Raw genomic sequence first — 20,673 nt, 5'->3', positions numbered from 1 at the left:
AATGAAGCAAACACGCCATTCGACTTTTACTTCCCTGCTGCTGGCAGGTGCACTTGCCTGTTCTGTGGCTCCTGCTATTGCGCAGACGGCTAAAGGTGCTGCCAATCCGCCGCCTTCCGCCGATCTCGACTATGCGATCAATGCCGTGCAAAAAGGATTGTCGCTGAGCGGCAATGCTGGTGTGCAGTGGCGTGCAGGCGACGGCCGCTATTCGATCGCCAACGAAACCCGCGCCTCCATCGTCGGCAAGATTCTCGATGCACGCAGTGAAGGCCGTGTCGACGCGCAAGGTCTGGCCCCGGAGAAGTCCATCGAAAAACGTTTCCGCAAGGAAGCAACCACCACGACCTTTGATCGCGAAAGCAAGACCATCCGCTTCGATGCTTCGGATGCCACTTACCCGATCAAGGGTGGCGAACAGGATAGAAACAGCATTGTTTGGCAACTAGCCACCATCGCCCGCACCACGCCGGCCAAATTCAAGACCGGCTCGACCATTTCCGCTTTCGTGGCAGGGCAGAAGAATGCCGAAGCCTGGTCATTCAAGGTCGGCAAGGCCGAGACGCTGAAAACCGGCATGGGTGACATTTCTGCTGTCAAGGTCAGCAAGTCGGCTGGCAATGGCGACAAGGATCAGAAAATCGACCTGTGGCTGGCCCCCTCGAAAAACTGGTATCCGGTACGTATCCGTTTTGCAGAACCGGATGGTGATTTCATCGAGCAGACGATCACCCGCATAACCCCGCAGTAACGTTGTGCATTAAAGCCGCTTAGCAAGTCAAACAACCAAGACTGGCAGTAATCGATCGCATGCATTGCCAGAAGTATCATCATTACTGCATGCCGAATGCGCTCCTTCTATAATCGCGCTTGGGCCCAAACAGGCAGCCTTCGGGTTGCCTGTTTCGTTTAGACCAGAAGCAATAATCTCCCTGCTTTAATGATGAGGTATTCATGATTTCCCAAGAAGGCGCACTGGTCCTGTTCAGCGGCGGACAGGATTCGACGACTTGCCTGGCGTGGGCGCTGGCACGTTATGCGCGCGTTGAAACCATCGGCTTCGACTACGGGCAGCGTCATGCCATCGAACTGGCCGTACGACCGCACGTACTTCAACAACTGCGCGCCAGCTCGGCGGACTGGGATGCCCGGCTTAGCGAAGATCACATGATCGATCTGTCGCTGATCTCGCGCATTTCTGATACGGCGATGACCAGCAATGTCGCCATCACCATGCAGGAAAATGGTCTTCCCAACACCTTCGTCCCCGGGCGCAACCTGCTGTTCCTGACGGTCGCTGCCACTGTTGCCTATCGCCGCGGGTTGACCGTACTCGTCGGCGGCATGTGCGAGACCGATTTCTCCGGTTACCCCGATTGTCGTGATGACACCATCAAGGCGCTGCAGGTGGCATTGAATCTCGGCATGGCAACACGCCTCAAACTCGAAACGCCGTTGATGTGGCTGGACAAGGCGCAGACATGGTCGCTGGCGAAACAAACGGGCGGCACTACGCTGGTCGATCTGATTCGCAGCGAAACCCATACCTGCTACCTGGGCGAACGTGGCACGTTACACGACTGGGGTTATGGCTGCGGACAGTGCCCGGCGTGCGAACTGCGCGCGCGTGGTTACCAGCGTTATACGCAAGAAGCTATCTGAGAGCATCGCTACCCGGCCGCTCGAAAAACAGACATGAAAAAAGCGACCGCATGGTCGCTTTTTTTATTGACTCCTGATCTCAGATCAGCGTGCTGGCACCGGGGCTGGCATTGGGGCATACATCGGTGCAGCAGGCACTGGTGGCGGAGCAGGACGTGCATTTGCATTCGCGTTGGGGTCATTATCTGGTGGCAGAGGTGCGGGCATAGGCGCGTACATCGGTGCTGCTGGCACCGTGGTGCGCGTTTCACGGTAGAGACCGCCGTCTTCTACGCTACCCGACACCGTGCCTCCGCCTTGGACGCGACGTACGCAATCATCACGATCGGCAGCAGGCAAGGCATTGCAACGCTGGGTTGCATTACCATCGTAAGAAGAGCTTTCCGTCAGATTGCCGCGTTTGGCTTCGCCGCGTGCAGCCGCTGCTTCACGCAGGCAAGCGGTGCGTTCTTGGCGCGAAGTGCCGTCCATGCAAGCCTGGCGTTCCTTCTGATAGGCATCGCCCGATTTGGGGGTGGCGGCATTTGCCGTGACGGCAAACGACAGGCTGGCAGCGACCAGTGACAGGCCCAGCAGACATTTTCCGGCTTGATTCGATGAACGATATGACATGGCGCCTCCTTGTAGGAATGAAATAGGGTGTGACGTCAGCTCGCAGTCTAGGAAGACTTGCGCATCATGTATGTGCGGTAACCGACTTACGCCCTGCAATGCAACCGCAACAATGATCATGCCACGGCATTTCCTCGATGCGGGAACGATGCGATACTGTCACGCAATTCAACCGTTGTGGCTTGCCACTACCGACATACGAAAGGTGCTGCGCACTCCATGTCCACCACGAAACCTCCTCGCAAACATTTTTCGATGCTGCGCGAGTTTCACCTCGCCGATTTCTTCACGCTAGGCAACGCCGCCTGTGGCGTCGCCGCCGTATTTCTGGCAATGCTGTACATGGGCAGCCAGTCGCTGCAACATTTCTATGCGGCTGCCGCCATGGCCCCGGCCGCCTTCATTTTTGACGTACTCGACGGGAAAATTGCGCGCTGGCGACGCCAGCATTCTGCGCTAGGCCGCGAACTCGATTCGCTGGCCGACGTCATTTCCTTTGGCATCGCCCCCGCCGCACTTGGCTTTGCCGCGGGCCTGCAAGGCGGATGGGATTGTGCCCTACTGATTTATTTCGTCTGCTGCGGTGTCAGCCGTCTGGCGCGTTTCAATGTCACGGCAGAATCGCTTTCTGCAGGCGGCGACAAGGTGGCTTATTTTGAAGGTACGCCGATCCCTACGAGTGTCGTCATTACCGGCATTCTGGCCTGGATGGCATCGAAAGCCTTGGTTGGCGATGCACTCTGGGGCGGTAGCTGGTTGATTGGTCCTTGGGAATTGCATCCCGTCGCCCTGTTGTTTGCGCTCTCTGGCACTCTAATGATCAGCAAGACGCTGCATATCCCCAAGTTCTAAGCTGTTCTTCGCTTTTTTTACACTCTCGCGCCATCGTTCTCGATGGCGTTTTTATTTCAAGTTAAGCAACTTGAAACCTACTGTGTGATTTCGCACGGAAACAGGTGAGTGATCGGCTCACACTCCTCCTGCCCGTAACGTATTGCCTTATTTCATGCGATGTTGCCTCATTTCATGAAATTGTCACAAGTGTAACAATCGGTAAATCCGGTTGGGAACATATGACATTCGGCTTTCAATAAGCGGGCTGCGTATTATTGATAGGGGAGTATCAAATGAACGCCAAAACGCTTTTGACCATTACCACATTGCTTTTCGCCAACCTTGCCGTCGCGCAGTCCGTCGTTACGGCCCACATGACGAAAAACGATTATCCTCAGGCCGTACAAGTTTCCAATCCCGTGCAAAGCATCACGCGAGATGAAGCCAAAAATGCGGGCATTGCCGTCATCGTCGACAATTTCGACAAGATCGATGCCAATCATGATGGCGTAGTGACGCGCGCGGAATTGCGTAGCTACCTGCTGGCAAATCGTCGCCATGTACCGATGACGTGATCGACGTTGCATCGATCAACGTCGCCAACTTTTAGTCTTCTTCAGGTGCGCCGTTTTGCCTTGCCGCATGGGTGTGGATATAAGCCTTGACGGCGGCAATGCGTGCATCGCGTATCGCTTCCGGAATTTTCTCGGCACGTTCGGGATAACGCTGACGCGTTAACGCCGCCACCTCGCCACCATTTACACTACAAGCAGCTTCCATCGCCCCTTGCAAATAGCTGCGCTGCGGGAAAGGCCGCTGCTCGAATCCGGTTCTGCCACGATGATCGCATTCCGATGCCATCAACATATCGCTGAAACGTTGGGGTTTGCGAAAGGCGTCGCAGCGTTCAAGTAATGTCACGATCGTATTTGCGCGCAGTTCCAATGCCCGACCGACATTGCCATGCTCGCGCGCTGTCATCAACGCCAGGTCGCGGCAATCGTTGGGCAAGCGCAAGCGTTTTGCCACCGCCTCGATAAGCCGTTCGCTATGCATTTCATGACCATGATGGCGCGGCCATAAATCGGGCGGGGTAACGCCCTTGCCCAGATCGTGCAGCAATGCCGCACAGCGAATGGCGAGATTGCACGCTTGCTCTGCCGCGTAATCAATGACCATCATCACATGCACGCCGGTATCGATTTCAGGATGATGTTGCGCGGGTTGCGGCACACCCCACAAGGCATCCAGTTCGGGCAGGATGCGTTGCAATGCGCCGCAATCGCGCAATACGGCAAACATGCGCGAAGGCTTTTGTTCCATCAAGCCTCGCGCCAATTCCTGCCAGACACGTTCGGGTACCAGCGCATCGACCTCGCCCTGCGCCACCATCTGCTGCATCAGGCGATTGGTTTCTTGCGCCACGGCAAAATCGGGAAAGCGCGCCGCAAAGCGCGCGACACGCAGGATGCGTACCGGATCTTCGGCAAAGGCTGGCGACACATGGCGAAACAGGCGCTGCTGCAAATCCGTCTGTCCCCCGAAAGGATCGACGATCTCGCCATCGTCATCCTGAGCCATCGCATTGATGGTCAGATCGCGGCGAATCAAATCCTCTTCAAGCGTGACATCGGGATCGGTGTGAAACACAAAACCGCTGTAACCAGGCGCGGTCTTGCGCTCGGTTCGCGCCAACGCATATTCCGCGTGCGTGGAAGGATGCAGAAATACCGGAAAATCTTTTCCAACCGGTCGGTAACCTAGCGCCACCATCTGTTCAGGCGTGGCGCCGACGACGACATAATCCCTGTCCTTGACCGGCACGCCAAGCAAGGCATCGCGTACTGCACCGCCAACGACATAGGTTTTCATGCAGGATCGGCAGAGTCGGGATAACTGTCGTATTTAACGATGTACGTGGTTTCCTGCTCTGCCGCACTGATCCACTGCGCCACGGGCGGATAGGTCAGCACGCGCTCGACGTAGGCATCGAGCAAAGGCCCCAGCGATACGTCATACGTACGGAAACGCGTGGCCACCGGCGCAAAATAGGCGTCCACGATCGAAAAGTCACCGAACAGGAAATCGCTCGGTCCCGACTGCGCCAGGCAATCTTCCCAGATTTCGCTGATACGGCCGATATCGGCCTGCGCGCCGACCGTACGTCCCTTGCCCGGGAAACGCGCTCGAATATTCATCCACATCGCGCTGCGCAGATCGCGGAAACCTGCATGCATTTCGGCACAGATCGAGCGCGCAATGGCGCGTGCCGTGACGTCCTCCGGCCACATGCATTTCTCGGGAAACTGTTCGGCCAGATATTCGCAAATCGCCAGCGAATCCCAAATCTCGGTTTCACCCGTCAACAGGATCGGCACGCGTCCCGAAGCCGAGTAATGTGCAATCTGACTGGCCGTATCTTCGCGATCGAGCAGGACAGTGATTTCCTGGAACGGAATATTAAACGCCGTCATCAACACCCACGGACGCATCGACCATGACGAATAATTCTTGTTGGCGATGACAAGCTTGAGCGCACTTTTTTGCGCATCGCTGAGCGCCTGTGACACGCCGGGATCGAGTTCGGTGGTTTGCATAAGGTCTGGCGTCAATCAGGGAAGCGTGCTTGGCACGAATGCAGCCGGCCCAACCATGCCGAGTCGCGCCTTCAGCGACTGCGGACGATTTTCGAACATGGCGGCGTAGTAAGTGGCATTGGACAAGACCTTCTTCACGTAATCGCGTGTTTCTCCAAAAGGAATGGATTCGGCAAAGATGGCACCTTCCACCGGCTGCGCCAGGGTCGATCGCCATGCACGCGGACGACCGGGGCCGGCATTGTAGGCGGCCGTCGCCATCGTCTGCGAGCCGTCGAGATCACTGAGCACCATGTTCAGGTAATTGGTACCGAGCAGCACATTGGTTTCCACTTCATTGACTTGCGCGGCGGTGAAATCGTTATAACCGATACGCTTGGCTACATAACGTGCCGTTGCCGGCATCAACTGCATGAGGCCGGATGCACCAACATGCGAGCGCGCATCGCGAACGAAGCGAGACTCCTGACGAATCAGGCCATAGACCCAGGCCATCTCCAGTTGCAGTTTCTGCGTCGCCGCCTGCATCACGTTACGATGCGGCGTCGGGAAACGTTGATCGTAATTGACTTCGACCACGGTGCGATCGGACGTATTGACCATGCGATCCAACACATCATTGCGTCGTGCGAATTCAGCCGCAGCCAGCAACTGGCGTTCATTCATGCCACGCAATTCCCAATTCCACTCGCGATAACCTTCGAAACGCAAGCCAAGTTCGAAGAACTTGAAGGCACGTTTGAAGCCGGCATTGTTTTCCATCGGTGCCAGTTCGGCAGCCGTCACCGGCGCAGCGCGTGGTGGAATCGTGGTGCGTTGCCCCAGTTCTTCCAATGCCAGTTGCCCATAGAAACCGGGCTGCGAGGCAATCGATTGCCACAAGGTATCGGCTTTCTGCTTTTTGCCCTCGGCCGCCAGTGCGCGTCCCAGCCAATAGGTCCAGGCCGGATCGTTGCGCAAGGCATTCGGCATCAATTCGATACCGCTACGCACCAGCTTCCAGTCACCTGCACGCAAGGCCGAACGAATTTTCCATTCATGCGCTTCATTCGACAGCGGCGCATCGCCGGCACGACGCCAGTATTCAGCGGCTTCCGGTTGCAGCTTGCGGGCCGATTGCAAGGCGATCTGTGCCCACGCGAGTTTTTGCTGCTTGTTGTTGAGGCGCTGGCCATCATTCGACGACAAGGCGTCGGCAGCCTGCTGCGGATTGTTGCGCGCCACGCGCCCCAGCGCCACGATATAGACTTCGTGCTTGACGCGGCGGAAGCCCGGTCCCTTCGCGATGATCAGCGCCGGCTTGTCGAATGCCGTCATCAGCGAACCATCGTCGATGCCCGACAGCGGTACGAGACGACGCACGAAATCGGCGTTGTTCGTATCGAAGGCAATACGGATTTGCGACCACAGATCATCCTCATCGAACTGCTTGTTTTCCATCAGCAAACCGATCAGCGCGACACAAGCTTCGCCGTAATCCTTGGGCGCACTCAGGAGCGCGCGTGCCTCGTTTGCCACGTCCCCGCCCTTGAGTGCCTTGGACATCAGCGCATAACACTTGAGCTGCGTATCGTCATTGAGTTCGAACATCGGATACTGGGCATCGAAGGTCGCCCAGTCGCGCCGCTTGCCGAGTTCCAGCAGCCAGTCGTTGCGCAAGCGATCGGCGATCGCCGTGCCACGGTATTTGTCGATGAAACCGAGAACATCGGATGCCGATGCATCCTTGATACGCGGGCGAATCTGGTAGTAATCGACATAGGACGGAATCGGATAATTGCCGAGGCTAGCCGCGATCTCTGCCGCCTTGGCAGCATCACCACGCCGCGATGCATCGCGCAGGGCCAGGAAGGCGTCATCTGCCGTCGCGAATCCGGCCGTGCGCTGGGCATGCGCCAGCGGCGCAAATACCGTTGCCGAAAGGCTGACCGCGGCGGCAGTCGTGGCTGTCGCCAGCATGAAACGCGCAAACGCTTTTTTTACAATCATGAACTTCCTGTCCTTGTTGGTAAGGATCACTGCCATGCCTCGCAAAGAGACTGCAACGACCACAGTATTGACGGCTAGAATAGCATGCGACTTCACTCACGCGACGCCCCGCACGCATGCAAAAAAACCAGCTCAGAAAACCCTTGTTAATGCAGCGCAAAACCCTGTCGGAAACCGACAAGCTGCGCATGGATCAGGCCATCGGCCAGCATCTGCTTGCCTGGTGCACCGATAACGCTGCCGCCCTGCTTGGGGTTTACGCCCCGATGCGCGGCGAACCCGATCTGCATCCCGCTTTTTCGCAATTGCATGCACAGGGCGTGCGCCTCGCCTTGCCCACGGTTGTGAGTGACGATGCGCCCTTAAAGTTCGTGGAATGGATACCGGGTGAAGCCATGCAACAGGATCGACTCGGCGTACTGATACCAGCAGCGCAACGCGAAGAAGTCTTCCCTCATGCGCTCGTGATTCCCTGCGTCGGCTTCAACACCCAGCATTTTCGTCTGGGCTATGGCGGCGGCTTCTACGACCGCACCGTGGCACGCGTGCCACGACCTGCGACAGTCGGCGTGGCCTACGCTTTCAGCCTGGTCCATTTTGAGGCCGAATCATTCGATGTACCAATGGACTGCATCCTTACCGAAAACGGTCGTTTCGCGGCGCATGAACACGGCTGATGTAGAAAACTGCGCTAAGTAAAACTGCAACGTACGGCGCAAAAAAAGGGCAAAAGACGCATGGTCTTTTGCCCTTTTCTTCTTAGACGGATCGCAATTATTTTTGCGACAGATTCAAGCGTGTCCAGATCGCATGCGTCGCGGCTGCCTGATTCAGCGTATAGAAATGCAGGCCAGGCGCACCGCCCGCCAGCAGGCGCTCGCACAAATCTGTCACGACATCCAGACCAAAAGCGCGGATCGAATCGGTGTCGTCGCCATACGACGCGAGCTTGAGACGAATCCAGCGTGGAATTTCGGCACCGCACATATCCGAGAAACGCATCAGTTGCGAATAATTGGTGATCGGCATGATGCCCGCCGTGACCGGCACATTCACCCCCGCCTTCTGCGCATCGTCAACAAAGCGGAAATACGCATCGGGATTGTAGAAATACTGCGTGATCGCCGAATTCGCACCTGACTTCACCTTGCGGGCGAAGTTGGCGATATCGTCCTGCGGCGACTTGGCTTGCGGATGCATCTCGGGATAGGCCGCCACTTCGATATGGAACCAGTCGCCGGTTTCGGCGCGAATGAATTCGACCAGCTCGTTCGCATGATGGAATTCGCTCGACGACATGTCCATCGCGCCATAACCACTGGGCAGGTCGCCGCGCAAGGCGACGATGCGCTTGATGCCGTGCGATTTATATTCCTGCAGGATGGCACGCAGGCTATCGCGTGAACTGCCAAGGCACGACAGATGCGGTGCCGCATCATGCCCTGCATTGCGAATCTCAAGCACCGTATCGAGCGTGCCGTGCTGGGTGGAACCGCCGGCACCAAAGGTCACCGAAAAGTATTTTGGATCGAGCTCGCCCAGCCGCGCGCAGGTCGCACGCAGCTTTTCAACACCTGCCGGTGTCTTGGGCGGAAAGAACTCGATACTGAAGTTCTGTTGTGTCATTTTTCTTGTAGTAAAAGCGAGGACAGCACCCACGAAATGACGCTGTACACGATCGCGCCAAAGAAGGCCGACCAGAATCCTGCGACGTGGAAGCCGCTGACCAGCTCCGAGGCCGCCCAGAACATCAACGCATTAATGACAAAGATGAACAGGCCAAGCGTCAACAGCGTAGCTGGCAAGGTCAGTAAAACCAGGATCGGACGAATCAGCGCATTGATCAGGCCCAGCACCAGCGCTGCAATGATCGCCGTACCAAAACCGTCGATGCGGATTGACGACATCAGGAATGGCAGCGCAAACAGCGCGGCCGCATTGATTGCCCAGATAATTAACAAACGCATGTCATTTCTCCCCTTGATGATGTCCCTCACCGGACATCGGCAAATTGCCGTACCTGACATCAGGTACGGCAGCAATGCAATGAAGCCTGCCTCAGCGTAGGACCAGATTTAGTAGCGATAGTGCTCTGGCTTGTACGGACCGACCTGTTTCACGCCGATGTACGCGGCCTGCTCTTCGGTCAGCGTCGTCAGTTGCGCGTTCAGTTTCTTCAACTGCAGACGAGCAACCTTCTCATCCAGATGCTTCGGCAAGGTATACACGCCAACCGGATAGTTCTTGGTATTGGCATACAACTCGATCTGCGCAATCGTCTGGTTCGCGAACGACGAGCTCATCACATACGATGGGTGACCGGTACCGCAACCCAGATTGACCAGACGACCTTCGGCCAACAGGATAATGCGTTTGCCGTCCGGGAAGATGATGTGATCGACTTGCGGCTTGATGTTTTCCCATTTGTACTGCTTGAGCTCGGCGACTTCGATTTCGTTGTCGAAGTGACCGATGTTGCAGACAATCGCCTGATCTTTCATCTTCTTCATGTGCTCATGCGTGATCACATGGTAGTTACCGGTACAGGTGACGAAGATGTCGCCGTGTTCCGCAGCGTAATCCATGGTCACGACGCGGTAGCCTTCCATCGCGGCCTGCAGTGCGCAGATCGGATCAATTTCTGTGACCCAGACTTGTGCGGACAGAGCACGCATCGCCTGTGCCGAACCCTTGCCGACGTCACCATAACCGGCGATGACAGCGATCTTGCCGGCGATCATCACGTCGGTCGCGCGCTTGATGCCATCGACCAGCGATTCGCGGCAACCATACAGGTTGTCGAACTTGGATTTGGTGACGGAATCGTTGACGTTGATTGCCGGGAAAGCCAATTTGCCTTCCTTGTGCATCTGATAGAGACGATGCACGCCGGTCGTGGTTTCTTCGGTCACGCCGAGGATTTCAGGCAAGCGCTTCGAGTACCAGGTAGGATCGATCGCCAGATGTTTCTTGATCGAGTTGAACAGGCAGATTTCTTCTTCCGAACCCGGATTGTTCAATACCGATGCGTCTTTTTCCGCACGCGTACCGAGGTGCAGCAGGAGCGTTGCATCGCCGCCATCGTCCAGAATCATGTTCGAGTAAACCGGCGCGCCCTTGTCGTCGTTCGGCCATTCGAAGATGCGGTGGGTGTATTCCCAGTAGTCATCCAGCGTTTCGCCTTTGACAGCAAAAACTGGCGTGCCGGCAGCAGCGATGGCTGCCGCGGCGTGATCTTGCGTCGAGTAGATATTGCACGATGCCCAACGTACTTTGGCACCGAGCGCTTCCAGCGTCTGGATCAACACGGCGGTCTGGATCGTCATGTGGATCGAACCCGTAATGCGCGCACCCTTGAGTGGCTGCGCAGCCGCGAATTCTTCGCGGATTGCCATCAGGCCAGGCATTTCGGTTTCAGCGATCTTGATTTCCTTGTCGCCCCAGGCAGACAAGGACAGATCGGCGATGATGTAATCGGAAAAATTGGTAGAGGAAGTCATTACTGCGGCGTTCATCACGCCCTCCTTTCGTTAGAAAAAAAGAAACGTGAGCGCAGTTGCGGATGAGACTTGCATCAAGCCTGGCAGGAAGAACTCCTGTCGCAACGCTCCTTGATGCGGACCGCCATTTTAATCGAAAAATCGGCCGACGCCAGCCTTCCTGCCTCTTTCACGGCCAAATTCCCTGTCAGCGGACAGCGGCTTTCCCGGCCGCATCGACCGTGCGTGCAGCCGGCGCATCCTGACGTTCGACGTTCTCGTTGATCCAGCGCAGCATGTCGACCCAGATGCGGCGCACTTCCGCCCTGGGCGGCATTTTTTGTGCATTCGGCAACTCGATCGTGATGACCGGCACGTTCTTGTGCACACCACTGTAATTGCCGAGCGAGCCCGGATAGATGCCGACGCGATTCAGCAACAGGCGACCGAACTTGCGCGGCGGCTGTGCGGGGCCGTCGAAATCCAGCACGCCGTAAGGCGCATGGATGGAAATGATGACATCCGGCTTGAAAGCACGCATTTCATCTTCGACCCAACGGCTTTCCGGTTCGGACAAGGGCGCGTTGCCCGGGAATCGACGCGGATCGGCACGTGTGCGCGTTTTCCAATAGGCCGGCGCTTCGCTTTCCCAACCCGGTGTCGGGAAGTTGCGGTTGAGATCCACTCCGTTCGCATTCACGCGCGATGCCTTTTTCGCCAGCAAGCCATCAGGATTGACGACTGGCATGATGCGCCACTCGATACTCTGCGCGATCGGCCCGGTCATGCCCTCTTCCAGCCAACGATAGACGATGGCGGCCGACGTCAGTTCGTCGCCGTGAATACCGCCCATCATCAGTACTCGCAAAGGGCGCTGCTTCCGCTTCTTGCCCGCCGCGTGAACATCCTTGCTGATCAGGGGAAATCCCTGGAGCGACTGGCGACCGCTGGCAACAAAGCCGCTCTCGACACACATGCTTTGGGTGACGGTTGGCATGCGCGGAATCAGGCGTTCGCACAACTCGGCCGGCTTGAGCGCCGCTGGCTTGGGCTCTACCGGTTTGGCCGCCTGCACTGTGGCAAATGGCAAACATCCCACCAACGCCACAACAAGAATCGCTGAAGAAAAACGCATCAAGAACCCAAAGAAAAAGGGCCGGATCACCCAAGTGGATGATGCCGGCCCTGCATGATAGCTGCCTTACAGACCAGCCGCTGCGCGCAGTGCCTGCGCCTTGTCGGTACGTTCCCACGAAAACTCGGGCTCTTCGCGACCGAAGTGACCATACGCTGCCGTCTTGCTGTAGATCGGACGCAACAGGTCCAGCATCTGCACGATGCCTTTTGGACGCAAATCAAAGTGTTCGCGCACCAGTTGCTCGATCTGTTCGTCGCTGATCTTGCCCGTGCCGAACGTCGTCACCATGACCGAAGTCGGCTGCGCCACGCCGATCGCGTAGGAAATCTGAATCTGCGCGCGTTCAGCCAGTCCGGCTGCCACGATGTTCTTGGCGACATAACGACCGGCATACGCTGCCGAGCGATCAACCTTGGACGGATCCTTGCCCGAGAACGCGCCGCCACCGTGCGGTGCGGCACCGCCGTAAGTATCGACGATGATCTTGCGACCGGTCAGGCCGCAATCGCCTTGCGGGCCACCGATCACGAAACGACCAGTCGGATTGACCAGATAGCGCGTCTTTTGCAGCCATTCGGCTGGCACGACCGGCTTGATGATGCTTTCGATAACGGCTTCTTCAATGTCCTTGTGCTGCATCTCCGGCGCGTGTTGCGTCGACAGCACGATGGTGTCGATGGCAACTGGACGACCATCGACGTACTTGAGCGTAACTTGCGATTTGGCATCCGGACGCAGCCACGGCAGGCGACCATCCTTGCGCAGTTCGGCCTGGCGCTCGACGATGCGGTGCGCGTAGTAGATCGCGGCAGGCATCAGTTCCGGCGTCTCGTTGCAGGCATAACCGAACATCAACCCCTGATCGCCCGCACCCTGGTCGAGATCGATGCCCGTACCTTCATCCACACCTTGTGCGATGTCCGGCGATTGCTTGTCGTAGGCGACCAGCACGGCGCAGCTCTTGTGATCGATACCGTAGTCGGCATTGTCGTAACCGATACGCTTGATGGTGTCGCGTGCGACCTTGATGTAATCGACGTTAGCGGTAGTCGTGATTTCGCCGGCGAGCACCACGAGACCGGTGTTGCACAGCGTTTCGGCAGCAACACGGGCTTTCGGGTCTTGCTCGAAAATCGCGTCGAGAATGGAATCGGAGATTTGATCCGCCACCTTGTCTGGGTGACCTTCGGAGACGGATTCGGACGTAAACAGATATTCGTTTGCCATGAGGCAGACTCCCTTCATATAGTTGGTTTGATGTCGCGGCCAACCTGGCGAGCCTGCGACGCTTTAGCGAAATTTGTATACCGCCTCGCAAGTTGTCATTAACTCGGCGGGTACGACTTTGTGCTATTTTACGCGTCTTGAATCAAAAGGCAAAACCTGCTGCGCCATCTGCGCGCACCCGCCGCTGATCGCATGCTTGTCGCCCTTTTCCGTCTTTTTTCCCACCTGCCCTTACCGATTCTGCATGCGCTCGGTGTGGCCGCCGGCTGGCTGGTCTATCTGACATCACCGCGCTATCGCCGTCATTTGCGGACCAACATCACGCAAGCCGGATTTGGCAAACACCTGCACCAGGCAATCGGCGAAGCCGGCAAAAATGCGCTCGAACTGCCTTTCATCTGGTGCGCCAATCCGCAACGCGTCATGCGCAGCATCCGTGCCGAACACTGGGATATCGTCGATGCGGCACGCGAAGCAGGCAAAGGGATTGTTTTCCTGACGCCGCATCTTGGCTGCTTCGAGATTTCTGCGCAATTTGCCGCCACGCGCATGCCGTTGACGGTCATGTACCGCCCACCCAAGCAGGCCGCGCTGAAACCGCTGATCGAAGATGCGCGCGCTCGTCATAACCTGTCGCTGGCACCAGCCAACCTGAGCGGCGTACGTGCCTTGCTGAAGGTATTGCGACGCGGTGGCGCGACCGGCATCCTGCCCGATCAGGTGCCACAGGAAGGCGAAGGCGTGTGGGCAGATTTCTTTGGCAAGCCAGCCTATACGATGACCCTGCCCGCCAAGCTGGCCGGCATGGCCGATGCGGCCATCATCATCGCCTTTGCCGAACGCCTGCCACGCGGGCAAGGCTATCAGCTGCATCTGCAACCTTTCACACTCGATACAAGCGGCACGGCCGAACAGCAGGCACGTGCTATCAATGCCGCCATGGAAACCATCATCGCCACCCGCCCCGCCCAGTATTTCTGGAGCTACAATCGCTACAAGATTCCCGCCGGTGCAACACTGCCGCCGCAAGCTGCATCATCCTCGAACACAACCGACGAGGTGGCATCATGACCATGCGCCTCATGCTCGGCCTGCTGTGGCTGCTGCACTGGCTGCCGTTGTGCGTGATTGCGCGTATCGGCGAAGCGATCGGCAAGCTGCTGTATGCATATAAGAAAAAGCGTCGCCACATCACGCTCACCAACCTGCGTCTGTGCTTTCCCGAATGGAGCGAGGCGCAGCGCGAAACGGTGGCGCGTGCCCATTTCGAAGCCTATGCGCGTAGTGTGCTGGAGCGCGGCATTTTGTGGTGGGCATCGGAGGCACGCCTGCGCCGCCTGATTCGCATCGAACCCGGTGTGCCGCTGGACCAAATCGCGGCCAAACCGACGATCCTGCTGTGTCCGCATTTCGTCGGCCTCGATGTCGCCGGAGTTGCCGTCATGCTCGAATCGTCCCTGTGTTCGATCTACACCAAGCAGTTAAACCCGGACTTCGACAAGGTTCTGCGCAAGGGCCGTTCACGCTTTCGCCCGGTCAAACTGTTTTCGCGCGAGGAAGGCGTCAAACCCATCATTCGCGCCATGCGTGAAGGCTTGCCGTTCTTCATGCTGCCCGACATGGATTTCGGCGCCAAGGATGCCGCTTTCGTGCCGTTCTTCCATACGACGGCTGCCACGCTGACGGCACCGGCACGTATTGCCGCTGCCACGGGAGCGCACATCATCCCCGTCATCGCCACCTACCTGCCCAACTATCAAGGCTGGACCGTGCGCTTTTATCCGGCGTGGGAAGATTATCCGGGCGACGATCTGATCGAAGCGACACGCCGCATGAACCGCTTCATCGAAGACCGCGCGCGCGAAGTACCGGCAGAATATTTCTGGACGCACAAGCGCTTCAAGACGCGTCCGCCAGGCGAACCCGGCATTTACTGATCGCGCCCACAGGCGCGCTGCCGCTCACTATAATCACACCATGAAACTCACCTTCACCAAGATGCACGGTGCCGGCAACGACTTTGTCGTGGTCGATGCCATCAACCAGCAAATCAACCTGACGCCCGAGCAATGGCGCTTCATCGCCGATCGCCGCTTCGGCATCGGCGCCGACCAGATTCTCGTGGTCGAGAAGCCGCAGAGTGACGATGTCGATTTCCGCTATCGCATCTACAACGCCGATGGCGGCGAAGTGGAACAGTGCGGCAACGGCGCCCGTGCTTTCGTGCGCTTTGTGACAGAGAAAAAACTCACCGACAAAACCGCCATCCGCGTGCAGACCATGAGCGGCGTCATCGAACCGCGCCTCGAAGCCGATGGTGGCATTACGGTGGACATGGGCGCACCGATCCTGGCACCGGCCGAGGTGCCATTCAACAATGAGGGATTGCTGGGCAAGGTCGAAGGCGAAGAAACCTTGTGGCCGCTGGAACTGCCGGGCGGCACCTGCTGGATCGGCGCCGTGTCGATGGGCAATCCGCATGCGGTACAGGTGGTTGCCGATGTCGATAACGCGCCGGTGCAGGAACACGGCACGCTGATCGAACGCCATCCGCGCTTTCCGCGTCGCGTCAATGCCGGCTTTATGCAGATCGTCAATCCGCATGAAATCAAGCTGCGGGTGTTCGAACGCGGTGCCGGTGAAACACTGGCCTGCGGCACAGGCGCCTGCGCTGCCGTCGTCTCGGGCATACGTCGCGGTCTGCTGAGCTCGCCCGTGGAAGTCCATACACGTGGTGGCGATCTGTCGATTGCCTGGGCCGGTCAGGGCCAGCCCGTCATGATGACCGGCCCGGCCGTCACGGTCTTCGAAGGCGAAATCGAACTCTGAAATGTGGCATTGCGGAGCCGGACGAATTCACCGAATCAGGCTCGCCGCGTCACCCTGCAATCGCCCCATGCGCTCCGCGTTGCATCAGAACCCCGACCTGCGCATAAGGCAGGCCCCCAGTAGAACCGTATCAGGCCCGCTATCGATGAGAGTCGGTTAGAATTCCCCGCATCTTTGCGGCTGGTGCGACCTGTGCCAGCCCTTATCTTCTTCAGGACATAGCTTCATGGACTCCAACGCCGTTGCCGATTATCTGCTGAACCATCCGCAATTTTTCGAAGAACACGCCGAAGTACTGGCGCAGGTACGCCTGTCGAGTGCGCTGGGCGCACGCACGCTGTCGCTGCAGGAGCGCCAGATGGATGTGATGCGCGAGAAATTCAAGGTGATGGAACTGCGTCTGGCTGAGCTCATGCGGATCGGCCAGGAAAACGACCAGATCGCCGCCAAGTTCCAGGCCTGGACCTGCGATCTGCTGGTGGCGCGCAACGATGTCGATCTGCCGCACGCACTAACCAGCGGCCTGCAACAGCATTTCAATGTACCGCATGTGACGTTGCGCCTGTGGGGCGTGACGGAAGACTGTGCACACGCCTGGTTCGCCGCCCCCGTGTCGGAAGATTCGCGCCTCTTCGCCGATGGCATGACCGTGCCATTCTGCGGTGCCAACAACGATTTCGAAGCGACCACTTGGTTCGAAGAAGCGCCGGATGTGCAATCGGTCGCCCTGATCCCGCTGCGCGCACCCGATGGTGGCAAGGCATTCGGTCTGCTGGTGCTGGGTTCGCCCGACGCTTCCCGCTTTACCTCCGATATGGCGACCGACTTCCTCGACAACATCGGCAAGACGGCCAGCGCCGCTCTGACCAGCCTGCTCGACTGAATCCCATGTCTGCTGCCAACCTCGACCGGATAGATGACTTTCTCGACTATCTGGTGGGGCAACGGCAACTCGCCGCACTCACCCTCACCGCCTATCGACGCGATCTTCTGGAACTGGCCGCCTTGCTGCAGCGCCAGGACGCGCAGGCGACCTTCACGGCAGTCGATCCCTTCCAGATTCGCAAGTTTGCCGCGCAACTGCATGCGCAAGGACTGGGGGCACGTTCGATTGCGCGCAAGCTGTCGGCATGGCGCGGCTTCTTTGCATGGCTGGCCGAGCAGCGGCTGATCACGGTCAATCCAGTCGATGGCATCAAGCCGCCAAAGCGTAGCAAGACCCTGCCCAAAGCCTTGTCGGCGGACGATGCGGTACGGCTTGTCGCCACCGAGCAGCCCGGCGACATGCAATCTGCCACGCAGCGCTGCAATCACGCCATGTTCGAATTGCTGTATTCAAGTGGCTTGCGCGTTTCCGAACTGGTCGGACTGGACCTGCATTATGTGAAGAATGGCGATTACCTGTCGCAAGGCTGGATCGATCTGGCGGCACAGGAAGTAACGGTCACCGGCAAGGGTAGCAAGATGCGTAGCGTACCGATCGGCAGTGCGGCCGCCTCGGCACTGCAAGACTGGCTCGCCATACGCCCCACGCTCGTCAAACTCGAACCGCATGCACTGTTCCTCAACGAGCGCGGCGCGCGCATGTCCACGCGCGTGGTGCAACTGCGACTCAAAACGCATGGGCAACAAACCGGGCTGGCAACCCACGTGCATCCGCACATGCTGCGCCATTCGTTCGCTTCGCATGTGCTGCAATCGTCCGGCGATCTGCGCGCCGTACAGGAAATGCTCGGCCATGCCTCGATCTCGGCCACGCAAATCTATACCTCGCTCGACTTTCAGCGCCTCGCCCAGGTGTATGACGCCGCCCATCCAAGGGCGAAGAAAAAGTCCAGCGGCAATTCAGAACGTTAATTTTTCGATTCGCCCATTTATCCGCCCCACATAATGCAACTCAATTGCATAGTTGCGGCATAATGCCGGTTCTCTGCTGAAAGTCGCTCCATGAAGAAAAATGTCCCCGACTATCTGACGCTGGCAGAAAGCCAGTTGCGCAGTTCCTCGTTACGCACCACCGACGCCCGCCTCAAAGTGCTGGCAGCCCTGCTGGGCGCGCGCCACGCGCTATCGCATCAGGACGTGCAAGACATGTTTCAGGACATGGATCGCGTCACGCTCTATCGCACACTCGACGGCCTGACCGAGGCCGGGCTGGCGCACAAGATTTCCGGCGACGACCGCGTTTTCCGCTACAACGCCGGCATCGAGGAACAGGATGCACACGGCCACACGCATCATCAGCACGGCCATTTCAAATGCACCCAATGCGCCAAGGTGTTCTGCATCGACGATCTGGACGACAAGCTGTTCACCACGGAAATGGAAAGCCAGAAAGGCAGTGCCACCACACTGCGCCAGAAACTACAGAAAATCCTGCAGGACACACTGGGCAAGGGTTTCCAGAGCCACGAGATCGAACTCACCATCAAGGGCCGATGCGCCGAATGCGCATCGCCACGCAAATAGACAAGCACAGTCGACAAAGGAACAAGCATGGCACTCATCCCCGCAACCATCCTGACGGGTTTCCTCGGCGCCGGAAAAACGACGCTGCTCAATCGCATCCTGCACGAACCGCACGGCTACAAGATCGCGGTCATCGAAAACGAGTTCGGTCAGGAAAATATCGACAACGAAATCCTTGTGCAGGAAAGCCGCGAACAGATCATCGAAATGAACAACGGCTGTATCTGCTGCACTGTGCGCGGCGACCTCATCATGGGTCTGACCGATCTGGCGCGTCGTCGTGCCGCCCGTGAATTGCAGTTCGATCGTGTCGTCATCGAAACCACCGGCCTCGCCAACCCCGGCCCGGTCGCGCAAACCTTCTTCATCGACGAGGAAGTCGCCAGCGAATATCTGGTCGATGCCGTCGTCACCGTGGTCGATGCGCGGCATGCCATGCATCAGCTCGACACCTACGAAGAAGCACAACGTCAAATCGGCTTTGCCGACAAGCTGCTCTTGTCCAAAACCGATCTCGTCGATGGCGAAGCGGTCGAGGAACTGATTGCACGCCTGCGACGCATCAATCCGCGTGCGCCCATTGTCACCAGTGATTTCGGCAAGGTCGCCATCAGCGAAGTACTCGACCTGCGCGGCTTCAACCTCAACGACAAGTTGGAACTCGATCCCGATTTCATGCAGGCCGAAGCGCACGCACATGATCACGCGCACGAACACGACCATGCATGCGGCGAGCACTGCGATCACGAACATCACGATCACCACCATGGTCACCATAGCGACAACATCGCCGCGTTCGTCTTTCAGTCCGACCGCCCGTTCCTGCCTGAAAAGCTGGACGAGTATCTGGGCTCCATCGTGCAGGTCTACGGTCCGCGCATGCTGCGTTACAAGGGCGTGCTATGGATGGACGGCGCCGATCGCAAGGTGATTTTCCAGGGCGTACATCAACTGATGGGCACCGATATCGGCGCAAAATGGGGTGAAAACGAACCAAAGGCCAGCAAAATGGTCTTCATCGGGCAAAATCTCCCGAAGGAAACTTTTATTCTCGGTTTGAAACAATGTCTGGTATAAACTAGCTTCGATTATCTGGAGGACGGCGCCCAAGGACGCGAGAGAGGAGTCGTGGGGCGGTAACCGTCGAGAGCGTGGTAAGGTTCATCAAGGACGAGAGACTATGAACGCAACCGTCACAAAAGCTGCGAAAAGCCCGAAGAAAGCTGCTCCAAAACCTGTCGTTGCCACCAAAAGCAAGGCAACCGCAGGCTCCGCAACCGTGAAAACTGCTGCCAAGTCTTTGGTAGGCAAGGTTGTCAAGGCGTTGACCAAGACGATCAAGCCGGCCAGCAAAACCAGCGCCGCTCCAGCAAAGAAGACCGCCGCCAAGAGTGCGGTAAAATCCCCGGCTTCAAAGACACCGGCAGCAACCCGTGCCAGTGTCGCAAAGACTGTAAAACCGGCAAGCGCGGCGAAAACCGCTGCAGTAAAAACCGGCACGGTCGCGAGCAAGACAGCAAGCAAGACGTCAGTGAAAACTGCAAAGACAGCGCCCGTAACGGCACGCAAAACCGTCGAAAAATCCGCGTCTGCATCGAAAGCGAAAAGCACAGGCAAACCCGCTGTACCGATCGCAGATAATATTGAACCCTCCGTAGTTTCAAAGGCAAGCGAAGTGGCAACTAAAACACCAAAAGCACCAACGACCGCCCCTGGCACTCTTCTGACTGAAGAACAGATTCTCAAGATGGGCGAAAAGGATTACATGAACGAGGCGCAACTGGCCTTCTTCAAGGATCGTCTGCAGCAACTTGAAAAGGAATTGCTCAAGAACGCC

The 20,673-nt window shown here is 57.7% G+C and carries 22 protein-coding genes and 1 riboswitch; of the genes, 13 read left to right on the top strand and 9 right to left on the bottom strand.

The annotated features are described in order from the left end of the window. Position 1 precedes the first annotated feature (1 nt). Together QZ725_RS07350 and queC are read left to right on the top strand one after the other, a co-directional pair. Positions 2–751, top strand: a complete 750-nt coding sequence (locus QZ725_RS07350; protein WP_293777970.1) for a DUF3108 domain-containing protein — start codon at positions 2–4, stop codon at positions 749–751. 203 nt (positions 752–954) lie between these two features. Beyond that, a complete protein-coding gene (gene queC / locus QZ725_RS07345; RefSeq protein ID WP_293777967.1) occupies positions 955–1,662 on the top strand; it encodes a 7-cyano-7-deazaguanine synthase QueC in 708 nt (235 codons plus the stop codon). An 84-nt stretch (positions 1,663–1,746) separates the two neighbouring features. Here queC and QZ725_RS07340 read toward each other — a convergent pair whose 3' ends face one another. After that, positions 1,747–2,274 (bottom strand): hypothetical protein, encoded by a 528-nt coding sequence (locus tag QZ725_RS07340; RefSeq protein WP_293777964.1) that lies wholly within the window; start codon positions 2,272–2,274, stop codon positions 1,747–1,749. 219 nt (positions 2,275–2,493) lie between these two features. On the opposite strand from QZ725_RS07340, the gene QZ725_RS07335 reads away from it, so the two are divergent. Together QZ725_RS07335 and QZ725_RS07330 are read left to right on the top strand one after the other, a co-directional pair. Then, on the top strand, positions 2,494–3,126 hold the full coding sequence (locus QZ725_RS07335) for a CDP-alcohol phosphatidyltransferase family protein (protein WP_293777962.1): 633 nt from the start codon (positions 2,494–2,496) through the stop codon (positions 3,124–3,126). A gap of 275 nt (positions 3,127–3,401) precedes the next feature. Continuing rightward, a complete protein-coding gene (locus QZ725_RS07330) occupies positions 3,402–3,683 on the top strand; it encodes a hypothetical protein (RefSeq protein WP_293777960.1) in 282 nt (93 codons plus the stop codon). 31 nt (positions 3,684–3,714) lie between these two features. Here the strand turns inward: QZ725_RS07330 and QZ725_RS07325 are convergent, their stop codons facing one another. Genes QZ725_RS07325 through QZ725_RS07315 form a run of 3 tightly spaced genes read right to left on the bottom strand, consistent with a single transcriptional unit; the run spans position 3,715 to position 7,694 of the window. Beyond that, the gene (locus QZ725_RS07325) at positions 3,715–4,980 is read right to left on the bottom strand and encodes a multifunctional CCA addition/repair protein (protein WP_293777958.1); all 1,266 of its coding nucleotides are present in this window, start codon (positions 4,978–4,980) and stop codon (positions 3,715–3,717) included. Beyond that, a complete protein-coding gene (locus tag QZ725_RS07320) occupies positions 4,977–5,705 on the bottom strand; it encodes a glutathione S-transferase family protein (protein WP_293777956.1) in 729 nt (242 codons plus the stop codon). Before QZ725_RS07320 ends, QZ725_RS07325 begins: the two co-directional genes overlap by 4 nt. A gap of 15 nt (positions 5,706–5,720) precedes the next feature. Next, the gene (locus tag QZ725_RS07315) at positions 5,721–7,694 is read right to left on the bottom strand and encodes a lytic transglycosylase domain-containing protein (protein WP_293777954.1); all 1,974 of its coding nucleotides are present in this window, start codon (positions 7,692–7,694) and stop codon (positions 5,721–5,723) included. A 116-nt stretch (positions 7,695–7,810) separates the two neighbouring features. Here QZ725_RS07315 and QZ725_RS07310 point away from each other — a divergent pair, with 116 nt between their 5' ends. Continuing rightward, a complete protein-coding gene (locus QZ725_RS07310) occupies positions 7,811–8,371 on the top strand; it encodes a 5-formyltetrahydrofolate cyclo-ligase (protein WP_293777951.1) in 561 nt (186 codons plus the stop codon). Positions 8,372–8,468: 97 nt separating this feature from the next. Here QZ725_RS07310 and metF read toward each other — a convergent pair whose 3' ends face one another. The 5 genes from metF to metK form a co-directional block, all read right to left on the bottom strand. Continuing rightward, complete coding sequence (metF, locus tag QZ725_RS07305; protein WP_293777948.1) at positions 8,469–9,320, bottom strand: methylenetetrahydrofolate reductase [NAD(P)H]; 852 nt, start codon at positions 9,318–9,320, stop codon at positions 8,469–8,471. Next, entirely contained in the window at positions 9,317–9,661 is a 345-nt protein-coding gene (locus tag QZ725_RS07300; RefSeq protein ID WP_293777946.1) for a phage holin family protein, read from the bottom strand. Before QZ725_RS07300 ends, metF begins: the two co-directional genes overlap by 4 nt. Positions 9,662–9,769: 108 nt before the next feature. Beyond that, positions 9,770–11,209, bottom strand: a complete 1,440-nt coding sequence (gene ahcY / locus QZ725_RS07295; protein ID WP_293777943.1) for an adenosylhomocysteinase — start codon at positions 11,207–11,209, stop codon at positions 9,770–9,772. Positions 11,210–11,235: 26 nt separating this feature from the next. After that, positions 11,236–11,313, bottom strand: a riboswitch (S-adenosyl-L-homocysteine riboswitch). Positions 11,314–11,381: 68 nt separating this feature from the next. After that, complete coding sequence (locus QZ725_RS07290; RefSeq protein ID WP_293777940.1) at positions 11,382–12,308, bottom strand: DUF2817 domain-containing protein; 927 nt, start codon at positions 12,306–12,308, stop codon at positions 11,382–11,384. A 66-nt stretch (positions 12,309–12,374) separates the two neighbouring features. Further along, complete coding sequence (gene metK, locus QZ725_RS07285; RefSeq protein WP_293777938.1) at positions 12,375–13,538, bottom strand: methionine adenosyltransferase; 1,164 nt, start codon at positions 13,536–13,538, stop codon at positions 12,375–12,377. 159 nt (positions 13,539–13,697) lie between these two features. On the opposite strand from metK, the gene QZ725_RS07280 reads away from it, so the two are divergent. The 8 genes from QZ725_RS07280 to QZ725_RS07245 all read left to right on the top strand — a co-directional run. Next, the gene (locus QZ725_RS07280; RefSeq protein WP_293777988.1) at positions 13,698–14,609 is read left to right on the top strand and encodes a lysophospholipid acyltransferase family protein; all 912 of its coding nucleotides are present in this window, start codon (positions 13,698–13,700) and stop codon (positions 14,607–14,609) included. Positions 14,610–14,611: 2 nt separating this feature from the next. Beyond that, positions 14,612–15,475 carry a lipid A biosynthesis acyltransferase gene (locus QZ725_RS07275; RefSeq protein ID WP_293777986.1) on the top strand — a complete coding sequence of 288 codons (864 nt, stop codon included), beginning with the start codon at positions 14,612–14,614 and terminating at the stop codon, positions 15,473–15,475. A gap of 40 nt (positions 15,476–15,515) precedes the next feature. Beyond that, positions 15,516–16,367: a diaminopimelate epimerase gene (dapF, locus tag QZ725_RS07270; protein WP_293777936.1), complete on the top strand. Its 852-nt coding sequence runs from the start codon at positions 15,516–15,518 to the stop codon at positions 16,365–16,367. A 226-nt stretch (positions 16,368–16,593) separates the two neighbouring features. Further along, positions 16,594–17,250: a DUF484 family protein gene (locus QZ725_RS07265; protein ID WP_293777933.1), complete on the top strand. Its 657-nt coding sequence runs from the start codon at positions 16,594–16,596 to the stop codon at positions 17,248–17,250. A gap of 5 nt (positions 17,251–17,255) precedes the next feature. Then, positions 17,256–18,224 (top strand): tyrosine recombinase XerC, encoded by a 969-nt coding sequence (xerC, locus tag QZ725_RS07260; RefSeq protein WP_293777931.1) that lies wholly within the window; start codon positions 17,256–17,258, stop codon positions 18,222–18,224. A gap of 90 nt (positions 18,225–18,314) precedes the next feature. Further along, positions 18,315–18,836 (top strand): transcriptional repressor, encoded by a 522-nt coding sequence (locus tag QZ725_RS07255; RefSeq protein WP_293777929.1) that lies wholly within the window; start codon positions 18,315–18,317, stop codon positions 18,834–18,836. Between the two features lie 27 nt (positions 18,837–18,863). After that, entirely contained in the window at positions 18,864–19,913 is a 1,050-nt protein-coding gene (locus QZ725_RS07250) for a GTP-binding protein (RefSeq protein WP_293777926.1), read from the top strand. Positions 19,914–20,016: 103 nt separating this feature from the next. Then, a partial coding sequence (locus tag QZ725_RS07245; RefSeq protein ID WP_293777923.1) for an RNA polymerase-binding protein DksA occupies positions 20,017–20,673 on the top strand: 657 nt, incomplete at its 3' end.

Origin of the sequence: uncultured Oxalicibacterium sp. (assembly GCF_913776015.1) — a bacterium.
In the GTDB taxonomy this organism is placed as follows: domain Bacteria; phylum Pseudomonadota; class Gammaproteobacteria; order Burkholderiales; family Burkholderiaceae_D; genus Oxalicibacterium.
The sequence above is the reverse complement of the archived record's forward strand: the minus strand, read 5'-3'. Positions and strand labels throughout refer to the sequence as shown.